The organism is Leptospira kirschneri serovar Cynopteri str. 3522 CT, from assembly GCF_000243695.2.
Taxonomy (GTDB): domain Bacteria; phylum Spirochaetota; class Leptospiria; order Leptospirales; family Leptospiraceae; genus Leptospira; species Leptospira kirschneri.
The window spans coordinates 1-16,398 of record NZ_AHMN02000011.1 but is presented as its reverse complement, the minus strand read 5'-3'; the positions used below and the strand labels follow the sequence as shown (position 1 = coordinate 16,398).

Sequence of the window (16,398 nt, the reverse complement as noted above, 5' to 3'; positions counted from 1 at the left end):
AATCAAAGACAGACAGACTTTTTAATTTTTTTTTAAATTTTGAAACATTTAAGAACTACAAATAAATCTGTTTTAATTAAGTAAACTCGTGAGATTATCATGAATATTTTAAATTATATATATTTGTTCTTATTATAATTCCACTAATTACCTTCAATCAAATTCTTAGAGGAACGATTAGAACCTTTTTTGAACCTCGACGAAATCTTTTTAAAATTTTCAAAAAGCCAAATATAGGAAAAAAATTATAAGGATGTTTTTTTTATAAAATAGAATTAAAAAGTAAAAAATAAGCAAAAAATTACTTTCCAAAGAGTTAACTGATCTGATAGATACATACAATCCTTTTTAGAGAAATAAACTAATCGGATAGTTGATCAACTTAATTTCAACAGGAGATACAAATGGTATCAGGAATTACACTCATCGTGCTCAGCATTCTCGCTGTGCCTTCCTTGCTTTTGGCAAAAAAACCAGATGCAAAAGAGTTACTTGCAAAGATTTCACCTTATCAAGGTTGGATCGGTCTGGTTTTCTGCTTTTGGGGAATTTATGGAATCGTATTCCAAGGACTTCTTGGTCTTGGATGGCTTCCAACTTGGCCAATTTATTGGATAACTGCTCTTCTGGGAAATATCGTTCAAGCGGTTCTCGGATTCATTCTCGGTTTTGGAACAATTTCTACTTATGTTCTTTCTAAGAATGAAGAAGCAAAGAAAAAAGGTGCAGAGCTTTTAGCAAAACTGGCTCCCATCCAAGGTAAGTTGGGAATTTTTGGAATTGCAGTGGGAATTTGGACAATCGTTGCGTCCTTCCTTTTCTACGGAGTATAATTCCATTTTTCCGGGTGAGAATTCACCCGGAAACATCCCTCTCTGTTTCTAATTCCGTTTAAATTCTGTTCTCAGTTTCCACTCAAATATCTCTCGAAAAAACTCATTCTTCTTGAGTTCACTTTTCTCCGTTTGAATCCTCTTGACCCTAGGAAAAAACAATAAAACTTGTTTTTAACGGCCATGAAAAAACAAATAGGCGATCGCTACGAACCAAAAGATGTAGAGAACAAATGGATTTCACTCTGGGAAGAGAAGAATTCTTTTGTTCCAAATCCGAACTCGAAAGAATTTTTCTCAATAGTCATTCCTCCTCCCAATGTTACCGGCTCTTTACATATAGGGCACGCTCTCAATCATACCATCCAAGATATTCTTATCCGTATTGAACGCAAAAAAGGAAAGTCTACTCTTTGGCTGCCCGGTATGGATCACGCAGGTATTGCAACTCAAATGGTAGTTGAAAGAGAACTCGCCAAAGAAGGTAAAAAAAGAACCGATTTTACTAGAGAAGAATTCATCCATAAAGTTTGGGAATGGAAGAATCATTCTGGAGGAATGATTACCAAACAGCAAAAACTTTTAGGGGAATCCGTTGACTGGTCCAGAGAAAGATTCACTCTCGACGAAGGTCTTTCTAAAGCAGTATTCAAAGTTTTTAAATCTCTTTATGATGAAGGTTTGATTTACCGAGGGGAAAGAATCATCAATTGGTGTCCCGCTTCTCAAACAGCGATTTCGGATCTAGAAGTAGAGTTCCGAGAAACTAAAGGTAAACTCTATCATATCAAATATCCGATCCACGGTAAAAAAGATCAATTTGTAGTCGTAGCGACCACAAGACCGGAGACAATGTTAGGCGACGTAGCCGTTTGCGCCAATCCGGACGATTCGCGTTATACGTCATTGAAAGACGTCGTTTTGGACCTACCACTTACAAATAGACAAATTCCTTTGTTATTCGATTCTTTTGTAGATAAAGAATTTGGTTCCGGTCTTGTTAAAATTACTCCCGCTCATGATTCCAACGACTTTGATGCTGGGCAAAGACTTGGTCTTAAACCTTTACTCGTGATGAATCCTGACGGAACCATGAACGAGAACGCTGGTATTTATCAAGGCCTGGATCGTTTTGAAGCTCGTAAAAAAGTTCTCTCCGATCTTGAAGCCAAAGGTTTAATTGAAAAAATTGAAGATCACGTCCACGCAGTTGGTCACAACTCCAGAGGAGGCGCGGTGATCGAACCCTATCTTTCCACTCAGTGGTTCGTTAAGATCAAACCCCTTGCCGATTTAGCAGTTCAAGCGGTTCAATCCGGTCAGGTGGAATTTGTTCCTAAGATGTGGGAAAAAACTTTTTTCGAATGGATGAATAACATTCGTGACTGGTGTATCTCCAGACAACTCTGGTGGGGTCATAGAATTCCAGCTTATCATTGTAAAAAGTGTAAACACGTAGACGTTTCGGAAACGGTTATAACCGTTTGTACGTCCTGTGGCTCCAATGAAGTTGAACCTGATCCGGACGTTCTCGATACTTGGTTCTCTTCCCAACTCTGGCCTTTTTCCACTTTGGGTTGGCCGGAACAAACGGAAGATTTAAAAAAATATTACCCTACTTCCGTTCTAGTCACCGGCTTTGACATCATCTTCTTTTGGGTTTCTAGAATGATCATGATGGGTATGAAGTTCATGCAAGCTCCACCATTTCATAAAGTACTCATACATGGTTTAGTGCGTGACAAGGACGGTAAAAAATTCTCCAAGTCCGTTGGTAACGTTATCGATCCTCTCGTAATGATGGATAAGTACGGAACGGATTCTTTCCGGTTTTTTCTTGCAGCCACCCTTCCCGAAGGTAAGGACATTCTTTTCGACGAATCGAGGTTAGACGGTTATCGTTCATTCTGCAATAAAATCTGGAATTCTTCCCGCTTTATTCTTATGAACTTAGAAGAATCTTTCGTTCCCACTGGAATCACCCCGGAAATCGAAAAAGATCTTGAGCCTATGGATCAATGGATTCTTTCTAGATTCAATCGTTGTCTGGATGAATACAACAAGGCTCATTCTAAATTCCATTTTTATGAAATGGCCGCCGCAATCTACGAATTTATCTGGGGTGATTTTTGCGATTGGTATATCGAACTCGTTAAACCGAGAGCATATGGTAAAGTTTCCCCTCGCTCTGCGGAAGTTGCTAAACAGGTTCTTTCGGACGTGCTCATCCGTGCATTAGGACTTTTGCATCCTTTTATGCCTTTTCTAACCGAAGAGGTTAATTCGGTTTTTTCAGACCAATACATTGTCACTTCTCCTTTTCCCGAAAGTTATCCGATCGCATCCGATGCGTTAGGCGTTCAAAAACTCAATCTGCTCCAAGAAATAGTTACCAAAATACGCGTTATACGATCCGAAAACGGAGTCGCTCCAGATAAGAAATGTAAGGTGATCGTTAAATCTTCCGATGACCTTTCCAGCTCTGCGATCTTAGAAAACGAAGTTTCACTTTTACAACTCGCTCGTTTAGAATCGATCCGTATAGATGCGTTGTATGAAATCCAAAAGACAGATTCGGTTTCTCATTTTACCAAAGGAGAAATCGTTCTTCCTTTAGAAGGTCTTATAGACGTTGTTAAAGAAAAAACTCGTTTAGAAAAAGAACTTCAAAAATCAGAACTGGAAAAAGAAAAATTAGAAGTCAAACTCTCCAATCCCGGTTTTCTTTCTAAAGCAGCCCCGGAAGTCGTGGAAAAAGAAAAAGATAAACTGAAAACTCTTATCGATAAAGTGGAAGTTCTTAAAAAGGGGATTCAAAATCTTGCAGGTTAAATTGAAAGTTCTTCTTATCGGTTCTGGCGGTAGGGAAAGTGCGATCGCCTTTTATCTACGTAAATCTGTTTTGTTAAGCGAATTAAAAGTGTTTCCTGGAAACGGCGGTTTCCCAGATCACGAGCTCCTTCCTTCTGATTCGTTTCAAGTTTTGGACAAAAATTCGGTTCAGTCTTTTTTAAAACAAAATCCTTTCGATTTGATCGTGGTCGGTCCAGAAGATCCATTGGTGGCAGGTTTTGCGGATTGGGCCGCAGAATTGAATATTCCAGTTTTTGGCCCCGACTCTTTTTGCGCCCAAGTAGAAGGTTCAAAAAATTTTGCAAAGTCTTTGATGGTTGAGGCTAAAATTCACACTGCGGAATATAAAACATTTTCAGAATATTCAGATTCCTTAAATTATATAGAATCTAAATCTGTTCCGATTGTTATCAAGGCGGACGGTCTGGCGGCAGGCAAAGGTGTTACCGTAGCGACTTCAAAAGAAATGGCAAAAGCAGCACTTAAGGAAATTTTCCAAGATAAAAAATTTGGTTCCAGTGGTAGTCAAGTAGTGATCGAAGAATTTATGGAAGGTCAAGAAGCTTCCATTTTTGCAGTTTCGGACGGAGATTCCTATTTTCTTTTACCTGCAGCTCAGGATCACAAAAGGGCGTTTGACGGTGATCAAGGTCCGAACACTGGAGGTATGGGGGCTTATTGTCCTGCGCCGATAATCTCCGAAAGTATATTACAAAAAGTGAAAGAACAAATCTTCGATCCTATGTTTGATCTATTCCGTAAAAAAGGACATCCTTACCGCGGTCTTCTCTACGCTGGTTTGATGATTTCTCCAAAGGGAGAACCTAAAGTTGTTGAATTCAATTGTAGATTTGGAGATCCGGAAACCCAGTGTGTTCTCGCTATGTTAGACGGAGATCTATTAGAACTTCTTTATAGAGCTTCCACTGGTAAAATCAAAGGTGTTCAAGCAGCCGTTAAAAAAGGCGCGGCCGTTGTAGTAGTGCTTGCCGCGCAAGGATATCCCGACTTTTATGAAAAAAATATTCCACTCAATCTTCCGGAAACTTCGGGTCAAAACGTTTATCTTTTTCATGCGGGAACTTTAAAAAAAGATGGAAAAGTTTTTTCATCCGGGGGAAGAATTCTCGGGGTAGTAGCTCAAGATGCCGATCTTAAGAGTTCGGTGGACCAAGCTTATTCCTTCCTGGAAAAAATCCAGGCTCCCAAAACGTTTTATAGAAAAGACATCGGATATAGAGCCCTTTAACATGCCATTTTTGATTTCGGGAAACTTAGATCTCGTAGAAAGACATAGCCTCAAGAAAATGGAAAAGTTTCTTGGGATCATTTTATCTCCGGTTCAATTTCCGGTTGAACAATACAATTTATTGAGACACGCCCTTCATCGTAATTTGGATCCGGATGCGTTGATCCGAAAAATGAACCGTCAGGAACTTTTATCTTTTATTTATATTCTGACCCAATTTGGAGACGTGGTCCGTGCGGAAACTCCTGCGGAATATCTAAACGTAGAAAAAATTCCTTTGGTTCTAGAATGGCAAAAGGGTCAATATATGATTCCTTACGAAGTTTTAGATCATCTTTCCACTTCTAGAATATTCAAAAATCAGAATTATCTTTTCGCTTTAATTCCTTCTCTACCTATCAAGGAAAAAAAAGCCTGGATCGAATGGATCGGTTCCGGTTATGGTAAGACGTTTCCTCGCGAGATCAATCATGAACTTTATTTTCAATGTAGGCATCTGCAAAAACCATTTCAAGGTAAATCCTTACTTAGAGAAGAATCCATTGAACTCAGTCAGCTTTGGCCTTTTGGGAAAAGTGAAATTGTAGATTGGTTTCACAAAGGTATCACTCCGTTTTATTCCGCAATGAAAGAACTTTCCAGAACGGAAAAAGATCCTTTTCTTCTTCACGTTTTGGATCTAATCCGTTCAGGCAAACTGATCTTAAAAAAGAATCCGGAAGAATTTAGAAAAAAAGAAGAATTCATTTTAGTGGCTACCGTGGAAGGAAACACTCCTCAACTTAGAGATACTGTTTTTTCTTGGGAACAGGAAAGAGAGAATAAAGAAGATTTTCTTTTTCAATAAGTCGATAGGTTTGTCTTTAGTTCATCGATTAAACACTCTCAGATTTGTTTTATCTTAAGAAAATCTTTATAAACTGAATTTTTTATTTTATGACTGTCGTCGAACAACGATTTGGTTATAAATTCAATCAGATGATCTTCTTTTTTGAATTTTATAAAAGTGATCTTGAGTTTCCGTTGTCTCTCTCGATCCATATACAACTGAAGAATTTGGCGTGGGAACGATTCCGTTTTTTACTACCTAATGTGACTTAATTTGTGGGAACTACTGCATCACTAGTTTTACAAACAAATTCTGATATTGTAGGATCTCATACTTTTAGAAAATTCTTTCTCATTTTTTTACACCCTGCTCACGTTAAGTAGCGTTAGGGATGTGGAGCGTGCGTAGCAGTCCTTTCGTTAGAAAGGACCGGAAGCGTGAGCTGAAGCGCGTAACAAGCCCGGCCTGCACCTTTACTTTTCTACTTTGATTTACAATTCAGTGCAGGAACGCCCAAATTGATTCTATAAATCCGTGTTGTTTTCCAAGTTAAGAAGTACGTCTTTTTAGTTCCGGAAATCGTTTTCATAGACTCGAGAACACAAACGATTTGAATCTTTTATTTATTATGTTCTATTCGGGAAAATGGGTAAAAAATTATTATGGAATTTAAATTGAACCCAATTGGAATCGTTATCAATTCACAAAGGTCATTTTCAAATTTTAATCAAACCTAGCGTAGATGATTATGGAAGTTAAATCGGCAAAAGAACTAAAAAGAATTTCTAAAGAATTACAAGAGAATTTTTTAAATCGTTGGAAACTGTTGAATCTGGAACAAGACAAGGATCGTCTCAAGTCGCTCACCGAAAAAGCAGAAGATCCAAATCTTTGGAACAATCCAGAAGAAGCCAGATTGGTAAGCCAAAAAAAGAACGAACTCGAAAAAAAACTTTCTCCCTGGTTTAATATCCAACAAGATATATTAGATTTTCCTGATTTAGTAGATCTCACCTTGGACGAAAAAGGCGAAAACGGCGTTGGAGAGCTTTCCTCCGAATACAACAGACTTCAGGAAAAGTTCGAAGAGTTGGAACTTTTAGGCGCTTTAAACAATCCGGAAGATTTAAAACCCGCTTTTTTAAACATCCATCCCGGAGCCGGTGGAACCGAAAGCCAGGACTGGGCGGAAATGCTTCTCAGAATGTACACACGTTATTTCGAAAAAAAAGGGTATCAGTATTCTCTAATAGACATTCAAGCGGGAGACGGCGCCGGCATTAAAAATGCCACCTTACACGTGATAGGTGATTTTGCATTCGGATTTCTCAAAGGTGAAAACGGAGTCCACAGACTCGTTCGAATTTCTCCTTTTGACGCAAATAAAAGAAGACATACTTCCTTCGTTTCAGTTCACGTCAGCCCAGAAATAGACGATGACATTGACATCAAAATCGAAGAGAAAGATATTCGTGTAGATGTCTATCGTTCTTCGGGTGCTGGCGGTCAGCACGTAAACACCACCGACTCGGCTGTTCGAATCACTCACATGCCGAGTGGTATCGTAGTTGCTTGTCAGAACGAAAGGTCTCAGATTAAGAACAGAGATACTGCATTCAAAATGTTGAAAGCTAGACTTTACGAGTTGGAACAAGAAAAAGCAAAGGAAGAATTGGAAAAAAAATCCGGAGAAAAAAAAGACATCGCCTGGGGCTCTCAGATTCGTAGTTACGTCTTTCATCCTTATAACCTTGTTAAAGATCATAGGACTGATCACGAAACCGGCAACGTTGCGGCTGTGATGGACGGTGACATAGAACCGTTCATTCTTGCCTATTTGAAAACTTCGTAAAAAAAAATTGAGGGACTTCTGAGTTATGACCCACTCGCTGAGTTTGCACAGGATCGCAGAAACGATCATCGTATAACAACCATAAGCTTAAAAATGGAACTAGATCCGGCAAGATTTATAAAACGAGAAGAGGCCCTTAAAGTATGGTTACGTAAAAATAACCAAAGTCTGTTTTTAGATAAAATGGATAAAATACTGAACGCTCTTCCCAAAGAGGAAATTACGGAGAAATTTAAGTTCGGATTGGAATCGGCTCTTATACACTGTTGTATTTACAGATCTTTAAATTTAGAAACGATTTCTTAATCTTATCATTTTATTTCTAATCGTATTTAATAACAATTCCTTAATGTATAAATTTCTGAAATACTCTTGTATCCTTTTTCTTCTATTAGAAGTTTTTGGTTGTTTTGTTTCTCGAAAACTGATTTTTATAGCTCAAGGAAAAGATACTCTTCCTTCTTATTCTGGTACTCTACTTCAAATTCAAAACGAAGATAGAATCGTTTATGCTTATTTTACCCGAAACAGCTCCCGACTTGCTGTTGTTTTTCACGGTCAACATGGAACCTTGCAGAGTATGTCTTATCTTGGAGCTAAACTTTCACAAATGGGTTTTTCCGTTCTATTGGTTGAATATCCTGGATATGGAAAAGCAAAACGTTACTCCAGTTCTGAAAGCAATATTTATTCAGACGCCGATGCTGCCATAAATTTTGTGCAGAAGAATTTTTCTTTTTCGAAACAAAACACGATCGCGATCGGATACTCTCTTGGAACGGGGGTTGCTGTAGAAATGGCTCGAAAAAATTTAGTTTCCAAGATGATACTTTTCGCGCCTTATACATCGATTCCAGATGTTGCTTCTTATCGATACGTTCCCATACTTCCTCAAATCTTGATTTGGGATCGATTTAACTCAATATCAAAATCCAAAGATCTTATATTGCCCGTATTGATCGTCCATGGCAAAAAAGACGTGGCCGTTCCTTACTATATGGGGGAGGCTCTGAGTAAAAGTTTTTCCAATGCAAAACTCATAACTCTTTCTAATGCAAATCATTCTCTTTTTGGATCTATAACTGAAACTCACTGGAAACTAATCCGAAATTTTATCCAATGATTATTTTATGATTTCCCAAAAGGGTTTAATACTTTCTTGAAACCGATCCTAAATCTACAAAATGATTTACAACACTTTCAAGATTTGTCAAATTTCTTTGGTTTGAATTTATTTTCGAATTATTTACTACGCGGACGCATGAAAATAGTACCAAGTTATTTACGGCCGAATTTACGAAAAAAATAGCGGTACTTAAAAAATACCACAAATTCGAGATTATGGCATTTTAAAGCAGGGCCAAAATATTCAAATTTTTGAAACAATCTAACCCAAGTATTCTATTCATGCGTCCGAGTAGTAAAGTTTTTTAAAAGGGTAATTGGGATATAAAAATATTATAATAATTGAATATAAATATTTTTCTCGGAAAAATTAAATACGGTTGTTTGTGGGGAATGTTGATTCCGTTTTTTGCATCCGTCGACGTTACGGTTCTGCTTTTAAAGGACGATTATGGTAAGACGCATACAATCGCGGACTGGCTCGTTCTTGCGGGCAAACATATTCTTTTCTTCGGCGGAATTCTCGTATCGATTCTCCTCGCGTTGGTCTTTGGTTTGCGATCAAGGATTCAAAACCGGTCGAAACGCTTAGAATCTTTTGGCCCGTCTTGATAATTTTAATCTATTGGATTCCTCCGAATTTGGTCCCTGGACCGGTGGACGATTCCATTGTGACAATTGGAGTCGGAATCTATCAGATCTATCGTTATTTTAAGATTAGTAGTTCTTCAAAAATACACGATCCAACCAATCTATTAAAATCTAAAATAGGCAATCCTTACGTGATAAATCCCTATTAAAATAACATGAGTTCGACGTAAGAAAAATCTGGGCAAATCCGGCCGCCACGGAAGGCAAGACAGAACTCTCTCGTCTATAGCCAATCAATTGCATGCAAAAAACATTATATAATATATCGTCTTTGGTTTCAATTTAGAACGCGATCTATCGAGCGCCCATAGAAACGAGACGCTGAGTTTGAGGAAGGTTTCTGCTGAGTTTCAAACACAGTCCTGCCCCTCTAAGAGTCAGCATTCAGGAAGCGATGCATTGAGCTTTACAAAAATGTGGGAACTATTACAAAAATTGGACGAGATTAAAACTACTTGAACATTCACAAATTGCCAAATGCGACCTGCAGAGCGATCATAGAAGCGATGCATTGAGTTTCACAAAAATGTAGGAACTACTACATTTTATTAAAAATTTCTTAAGAATAACGGCGTCAAATTCTTCGAGGTTTTGAAGCAAACTCTAAATCCACGTTAAAATAACGTGAGTTCGACGTAAGGGACTCACGATTCTGAAAAAAGTTGGAACCTGAATTTTATAGATCGATTCTTTAAATGTAGGAGCTATCACAATTTATAAAATAGACGTTTATAACGACTGAATCTGTCGTATTCAAGTGTGGGAACTCTCACAAAACTTTTAGGTTTGTCTGTAAAATGATGTGGGAACTACTACAAATCACGATTTTACGAACCAATTCTAAGATTGTAGGAACTACTACTTTTAGAAAGGTTTTTCTTACACCGAACTCACGTTAAAATAGTTTTTCATTCTTGTAATCACCACAAAACACCGGTTTTACGCAAAATTTTGATTGAACAACCATTCTTTTTGAATTTTATAGAGTCCACTTGAACATAAAAAAAGTCCGGAATGTGGGAACTCATACAGGAATTAAATAGCAAAAAAAGCAATCAAAAAGACTGTTGATCCATAATGAGACTTAATCTGTGGGAACTACCTCATCATTTGAAATTCCAAAGAAGATTATTCTAAGGTTCTACCCAATCAGAATTACACAATAGAACGCTTAAAATTCTATTCCAAAACAGAGACTTGCCTTAATTATAGTTATATAAAAAGCTTCTGGTATTTCTCTCTACAAGAGGTTTTTGCGACAAATTTAAGGCGTTCAAATGTATAAAAATCGATCAAACAAAATCTAAACATATATATTCGTACATTAAAATTTATTACATTAAAAATTTATTATGAATTTTTCAAGAACACTGTTATGGATCGGCTTTGGCGGAGCGATTGGTAGTATTTTTCGTTATTTGTTACAATATTGGTTCGGAATTATTTTAGGTTTATCCCTTCCCTGGGGAACCTTAACCGCAAACTTACTCGGTTCATTTTTAATTGGAATCGTCTACGCACTATTCGATCGATTTCCGCTTTTTGATCCTCAATGGAAGTTTTTATTTGCTTCCGGCTTTTGTGGAGGATTTACTACATTTTCCACCTTTTCCTACGAAACCCTTCAAATGTTAAAGTCCGGTCATTACGTTTTATTTTTAGGATATATCTGTTTGAGTGTAGTTGGTGGAATCGGATTTGCTTTTGCTGGAATTTGGATGATAAAAAATTTTTGATACGACACATATAACTTATTAAGTTATACGAAATAGAACTCCAATTAAAGATTGTTATACGATACTAAAAAATCATTTCTTAAATAATGCCCAATTTACTTTTAATGTGAACTATATTATAAAATATCCAGCGTTTTGTGATAAAAATTAACGTTACTCAGTTTTATAGAAATCAGTAATGATCCCATTTAATACTTAAAGATCATAAAATTTAAACGACTAACTTCAAATATAAATCACTTAAGTATTCACTTTTTATTATATACTCAGTTTTTAGAAATTTCAGTTATTTTTTCTTTACAAACTTTCTATATCCAATAAATTTAAAGAGAATCTCTATAAAATTGATTGTAATCTTTCTGATGGTCGCCAAACGACGACTTGATGCAAAAATCTGATCGGATAATTATTCTTTTTAAATTTTGTAGAGGTCCCAATAAATAGATACAGCAAATACATAAACAAAAACCTCAAATAGATAAACACAGCAAATACATAAACAAAAACCTCAAATAGATAGATACAGCAAATACACAAACAAAAACCTCAAATAGATAAACACAGCAAATACACAAATGAAAACTTTAAATAAAACAATTAGAGTGAGTGTTTATGAAGAGAACATTTTGTATTTCGATTCTTCTTTCGATGTTTTTTCAAAGTTGTATGTCTTGGCCACTTTTAACCAGTCTCGCGGGTTTAGCAGCTGGTAAAAAAGGCGGGGATTCATCCTTTTTCCACCTTCTATTAAGTAACTCTGATCCAGTTATTACAAGGATCGAGCTCAGTTATCAAGATTCTTCCATCGCAAAAGGTACAAGTACAACTCTCGAAGTCACCGCAATCTTTGATAACGGAACAAATCAGAATATTACGGATTCGACATCTATCGTTTCCGATGCCCAATCAATCGTTGACATTCAAGGTAACAGAGTCAGAGGAATCGCTTCTGGTTCTTCCATTATAAAAGCTGAATACAACGGGATGTATTCTGAACAAAAAATTACGGTTACACCAGCCACGATAAACTCAATTCAAGTTACGAGTTTAGATGACGGTATATTACCTAAAGGTACAAATCGTCAATTTGCTGCCATCGGTATCTTTTCGGATGGTTCTCATCAAGATATTTCCAACGATCCATTGATCGTTTGGTCTTCCAGTAATATAGATTTAGTTCGAGTAGATGATTCCGGTTTGGCCTCAGGTATCAATTTAGGAACGGCTCATATTCGTGCATCCTTTCAATCAAAACAAGCTTCCGAAGAGATAACTGTTGGTGACGCTGTTCTTTCTTCTATCCAAGTAACTTCCAACAGTCCAAATATTCCTCTCGGAAAAAAACAAAAACTCACGGCTACTGGGATTTATTCGGATAATTCTAACAGGGATATTTCCTCTTCTGTTATCTGGAATTCTTCTAATTCCACTATCGCTAATATTCAGAACAACGGAATATTAGAAACGGCTGATACTGGAATCGTTACTGTCTCTGCTTCTAGAGGTAATATAAATGGTTCCATAAAACTAATCGTCACTCCTGCTGCCTTAGTTTCTATTTCTGTTTCTCCTACAAATTCTGCAGTAGCAAAAGGTTTACAAGAAAACTTTAAAGCTACAGGCATATTTACAGATAATTCGAACTCAGATATTACAGATCAAGTTACTTGGGATTCTTCTAATCCGGATATTCTTTCTATTTCCAATGCAAGCGCCAATCACGGGTTAGCTTCCACACTCAACCAAGGAAATGTTAAGGTCACCGCTTCCATCGGTGGAATACAAGGATCCACCGATTTTAAAGTTACACAAGAGGTATTAACTTCCATCGAAGTTTCTCCAGTTTTACCTTCAATTGCAAAAGGACTAACTCAGAAATTTACGGCGATCGGGATTTTTACGGATAACTCCAAAAAAGATATTACAAATCAAGTCACTTGGAAATCTTCTTCAGCAATCGCAAGCGTGTCTAACTTAGATGATAATAAAGGTCTGGGGAAAGCTCACGCTGTTGGAGACACGACTATTACTGCTACTTTAGGAAAAGTTTCAGGTAAAACTTGGTTTACTGTAGTTCCTGCGGTTCTCACTTCTATTCAAATCGATCCTGTAAATCCTTCTCTTGCAAAAGGGTTAACTCAAAAATTTACGGCTACTGGGATCTACTCTGACAACTCTAACAAGGACATATCTTCCTCCGTTACTTGGTTCTCATCCGATTCTTCAATCGCAACAATTTCAAACGCCAAAAAAAATCAAGGAAACGCTTACGGAGCAGCTACAGGAGCAACGGATATTAAAGCCACATTCGGAAAGGTAAGTAGTCCAGTTTCTACGTTATCCGTTACTGCTGCAAAACTTGTTGAAATACAAATCACACCGGCCGCTGCTTCCAAAGCAAAGGGACTTTCCGAAAGATTTAAAGCAACCGGTATTTTTACAGACAATTCTAATTCCGATATTACAAATCAGGTCACTTGGAGTTCATCTAATACAGATATTCTTACCGTTTCCAATACAAACGCCAAACGCGGGTTAGGTTCCACTTTAAAACAAGGAACTGTTAAAGTTATCGCTTCCATGGGTGGAATCGAAAGTTCTGTAGATTTTACCGTCACACAGGCTAATTTGACTTCGATCGAAGTCTCTCCAACTCGCTCTTCGATTGCAAAAGGACTAACTCAAAAATTTACCGCTACAGGTATTTTTACGGATCATTCTAAGAAGGATATTACAGAGCAAGTTACTTGGAAGTCTTCTTCGAAAGTATTAAATATGTTGAATGCATCCGGTGAAGAAGGAAGAGGTAAGGCAATTTCAGTCGGGAAAGCGACCATTACTGCAACCTTAGAAAAACTTTCCGGGAAAGCTGATATTACAGTTACTCCCGCGGTTCTTACTTCAATTCAAATCAGTCCTGTGAAACCTTCTCTTGTAAAAGGGTTAACAGAAAATTTTTCTGCTACAGGTATCTACTCTGATAATTCCAGCAAGGACATAACTTCCTCCGTTACGTGGCATTCGTTCAACAACTCTGTTGCAACGATCTCGAACACGAAAAATTACCATGGACAAGCTCACGCAACCGGTACAGGGATAGTGGGTATTAAAGCGACATTGGGAAATGTAAGCAGCCCAGTTTCCAAATTATCCGTTACCGCAGCAGAACTGGTTGAGATTGTGTTAAATCCTACTTTATCTCACAAGGCCAAGGGACTTACTGAAAATTTTAAAGCGACCGGCGTATTTACGGACAATTCGACAAAAGATATTACCGACCAGGTTACTTGGAAATCTTCCAATACTGCCTACGCAGAAATTTCAAACGCAACTGGAAGTGAAGGGGTTGTTAATGCACTCTCGAAGGGAACGAGTCACATTTCCGCTACCTTAGGTTCAATTTCAAGTGCAAATGCGACATTCCAAGTTACTCCAGCAAAAATAGCTTCGATCGAAATAACACCAAATAATTTCTTCTTGATCAAAAAACTTAGTTATCCATTTAAAGCAATTGGAATCTATACGGATAATACAAAGGCAGACATTACAAAACAGGTTTCCTGGTCTTCCTCTGATCCGAAAGTTGCATCGATCGATAACACATTTTCATTGGCTGGTTCGGTTATCGCAATCGATGATGGAAAAACGAATATCACTGCAACGTTATCCGACTCTATGTCCGCTTCCACTACTTTGTATGTCACTTCTGCTACGCTTGTTGACATAGAAGTAAAACCTAGTATCTTCGTTCTGAGTGAAGGTCTTACACTACAACTGACCGCTACCGGCATCTATTCGGATTACTCTACCCATGATTTGACTCAGGTTGTAACGTGGACTTCCAGCGAACCATCCAACATTTCGATCGAAAATACAGCCGGTAAAAAAGGTAAAGTAACGGCTCTTGCATTTGGAGCTTCAGAATTTACGGCAACCTACGATTCTATTGAAAGTAATCGAGCTTGGATATTTGTCAATGACGAGAAATTTGTAAACATAACCATTAGTTCTTCTCAAGTTTTGACAGACAAGGGCTTGACTCAACAATTCAAAGCAATCGGAACTTTCGAAAAAGGTAGCGAACTTGACCTTACGGATCTTGTAACCTGGAAGTCCTCTGATTCTAAGGTAGCTTCTATCGGTAACTCTAATGATGACAGAGGTTTAATAACACCGCTTTCTGTAGGTTCCTCTAAAATTTCTGCGACTTACAATTCTATCCATAGTAACTCTATTGATTTTGAAGTAACTCCAGAAATATTAGCCTCTATTAAAACGAAGCCGTAATATGAAAAATTAACAATGTTTAACACATTCGCAGAAAACAAACAATGGGTTCGTGACCTTCTTTATTACGAATTCATTGAGTTATTTGAATAACGCCGATTTTACGGAAAAGGAGCGACTCAAGTTTACCGGTATGATTTGTAATCTATCGACCTTGTAATCGTTTCCTTTTTCTAAACTTTTGTTCCTAAAACACTCCGCAGATTTTGCGGAGTGTTTTAAATTAATCTCAATATGAATCTGATATAAATTGGTAGTTGGATCCTCTCAGGTATTGTATAACACATGACTTTCTTTGATCTGAAGGTCAAATATACTTAAGCCATACATTTTTGAGATAATAGAAAATCTCTATTAAAATTCTTATAACCATTTCTAAAGATTGTTATACGATACTAAAAAATCATTTCTTAAATAATGCCCAATTTACTTTTAATGTGAACTATATTATAAAATATCCAGCGTTTTGTGATAAAAATTAACGTTACTCAGTTTTATAGAAATCAGTAATGATCCCATTTAATACTTAAAGATCATAAAATTTAAACGACTAACTTCAAATATAAATCACTTAAGTATTCACTTTTTATTATATACTCAGTTTTTAGAAATTTCAGTTATTTTTTCTTTACAAACTTTCTATATCCAATAAATTTAAAGAGAATCTCTATAAAATTGATTGTAATCTTTCTGATGGTCGCCAAACGACGACTTGATGCAAAAATCTGATCGGATAATTATTCTTTTTAAATTTTGTAGGAGCCTCAATAGATAAATGCACAAATGAAAACTCCAAATAAATAAACACAGCAAATACACAAATGAAAACTTTAAATAAAACAATTAGAGTGAGTGTTTATGAAGAGAACATTTTGTATTTCGATTCTTCTTTCGATGTTTTTTCAAAGTTGTATGTCTTGGCCACTTTTAACCAGTCTCGCGGGTTTAGCAGCTGGTAAAAAAGGCGGGATTCATCCTTTTTC

General features: G+C 37.0%; 11 protein-coding genes. All 11 read left to right on the top strand.

The features are described from left to right. Positions 1–404: 404 nt before the first annotated feature. The 11 genes from LEP1GSC049_RS213385 to ligA all read left to right on the top strand — a co-directional run bounded on the left by LEP1GSC049_RS213385 (position 405) and on the right by ligA (position 15,415). Complete coding sequence (locus LEP1GSC049_RS213385; protein ID WP_004752788.1) at positions 405–833, top strand: hypothetical protein; 429 nt, start codon at positions 405–407, stop codon at positions 831–833. Positions 834–1,016: 183 nt separating this feature from the next. Then, a complete protein-coding gene (locus tag LEP1GSC049_RS213390; RefSeq protein WP_016748408.1) occupies positions 1,017–3,665 on the top strand; it encodes a valine--tRNA ligase in 2,649 nt (882 codons plus the stop codon). Beyond that, a complete protein-coding gene (gene purD / locus LEP1GSC049_RS213395; RefSeq protein ID WP_016560898.1) occupies positions 3,655–4,935 on the top strand; it encodes a phosphoribosylamine--glycine ligase in 1,281 nt (426 codons plus the stop codon). Before LEP1GSC049_RS213390 ends, purD begins: the two co-directional genes overlap by 11 nt. A 1-nt stretch (position 4,936) precedes the next feature. Further along, positions 4,937–5,782 carry a hypothetical protein gene (locus tag LEP1GSC049_RS213400; protein ID WP_004752793.1) on the top strand — a complete coding sequence of 282 codons (846 nt, stop codon included), beginning with the start codon at positions 4,937–4,939 and terminating at the stop codon, positions 5,780–5,782. Between the two features lie 730 nt (positions 5,783–6,512). After that, entirely contained in the window at positions 6,513–7,616 is a 1,104-nt protein-coding gene (prfB, locus tag LEP1GSC049_RS213405; RefSeq protein WP_004752791.1) for a peptide chain release factor 2, read from the top strand. A gap of 93 nt (positions 7,617–7,709) precedes the next feature. After that, positions 7,710–7,922 carry a hypothetical protein gene (locus tag LEP1GSC049_RS0206345; protein WP_004752799.1) on the top strand — a complete coding sequence of 71 codons (213 nt, stop codon included), beginning with the start codon at positions 7,710–7,712 and terminating at the stop codon, positions 7,920–7,922. Positions 7,923–7,965: 43 nt separating this feature from the next. After that, positions 7,966–8,739 (top strand): alpha/beta hydrolase, encoded by a 774-nt coding sequence (locus LEP1GSC049_RS213410; protein ID WP_004756556.1) that lies wholly within the window; start codon positions 7,966–7,968, stop codon positions 8,737–8,739. A 350-nt stretch (positions 8,740–9,089) separates the two neighbouring features. After that, positions 9,090–9,353 (top strand): hypothetical protein, encoded by a 264-nt coding sequence (locus tag LEP1GSC049_RS213415; RefSeq protein ID WP_025186057.1) that lies wholly within the window; start codon positions 9,090–9,092, stop codon positions 9,351–9,353. Next, entirely contained in the window at positions 9,350–9,541 is a 192-nt protein-coding gene (locus tag LEP1GSC049_RS213420) for a hypothetical protein (protein WP_000584738.1), read from the top strand. The genes LEP1GSC049_RS213415 and LEP1GSC049_RS213420 overlap by 4 nt, the downstream gene beginning before the upstream one ends. A 1,203-nt stretch (positions 9,542–10,744) precedes the next feature. Then, entirely contained in the window at positions 10,745–11,128 is a 384-nt protein-coding gene (gene crcB, locus LEP1GSC049_RS213425; protein WP_004756565.1) for a fluoride efflux transporter CrcB, read from the top strand. Positions 11,129–11,740: 612 nt separating this feature from the next. Further along, positions 11,741–15,415 carry a lipoprotein adhesin LigA gene (gene ligA / locus LEP1GSC049_RS213430; RefSeq protein WP_016560894.1) on the top strand — a complete coding sequence of 1,225 codons (3,675 nt, stop codon included), beginning with the start codon at positions 11,741–11,743 and terminating at the stop codon, positions 15,413–15,415. Positions 15,416–16,398: the final 983 nt, after the last annotated feature.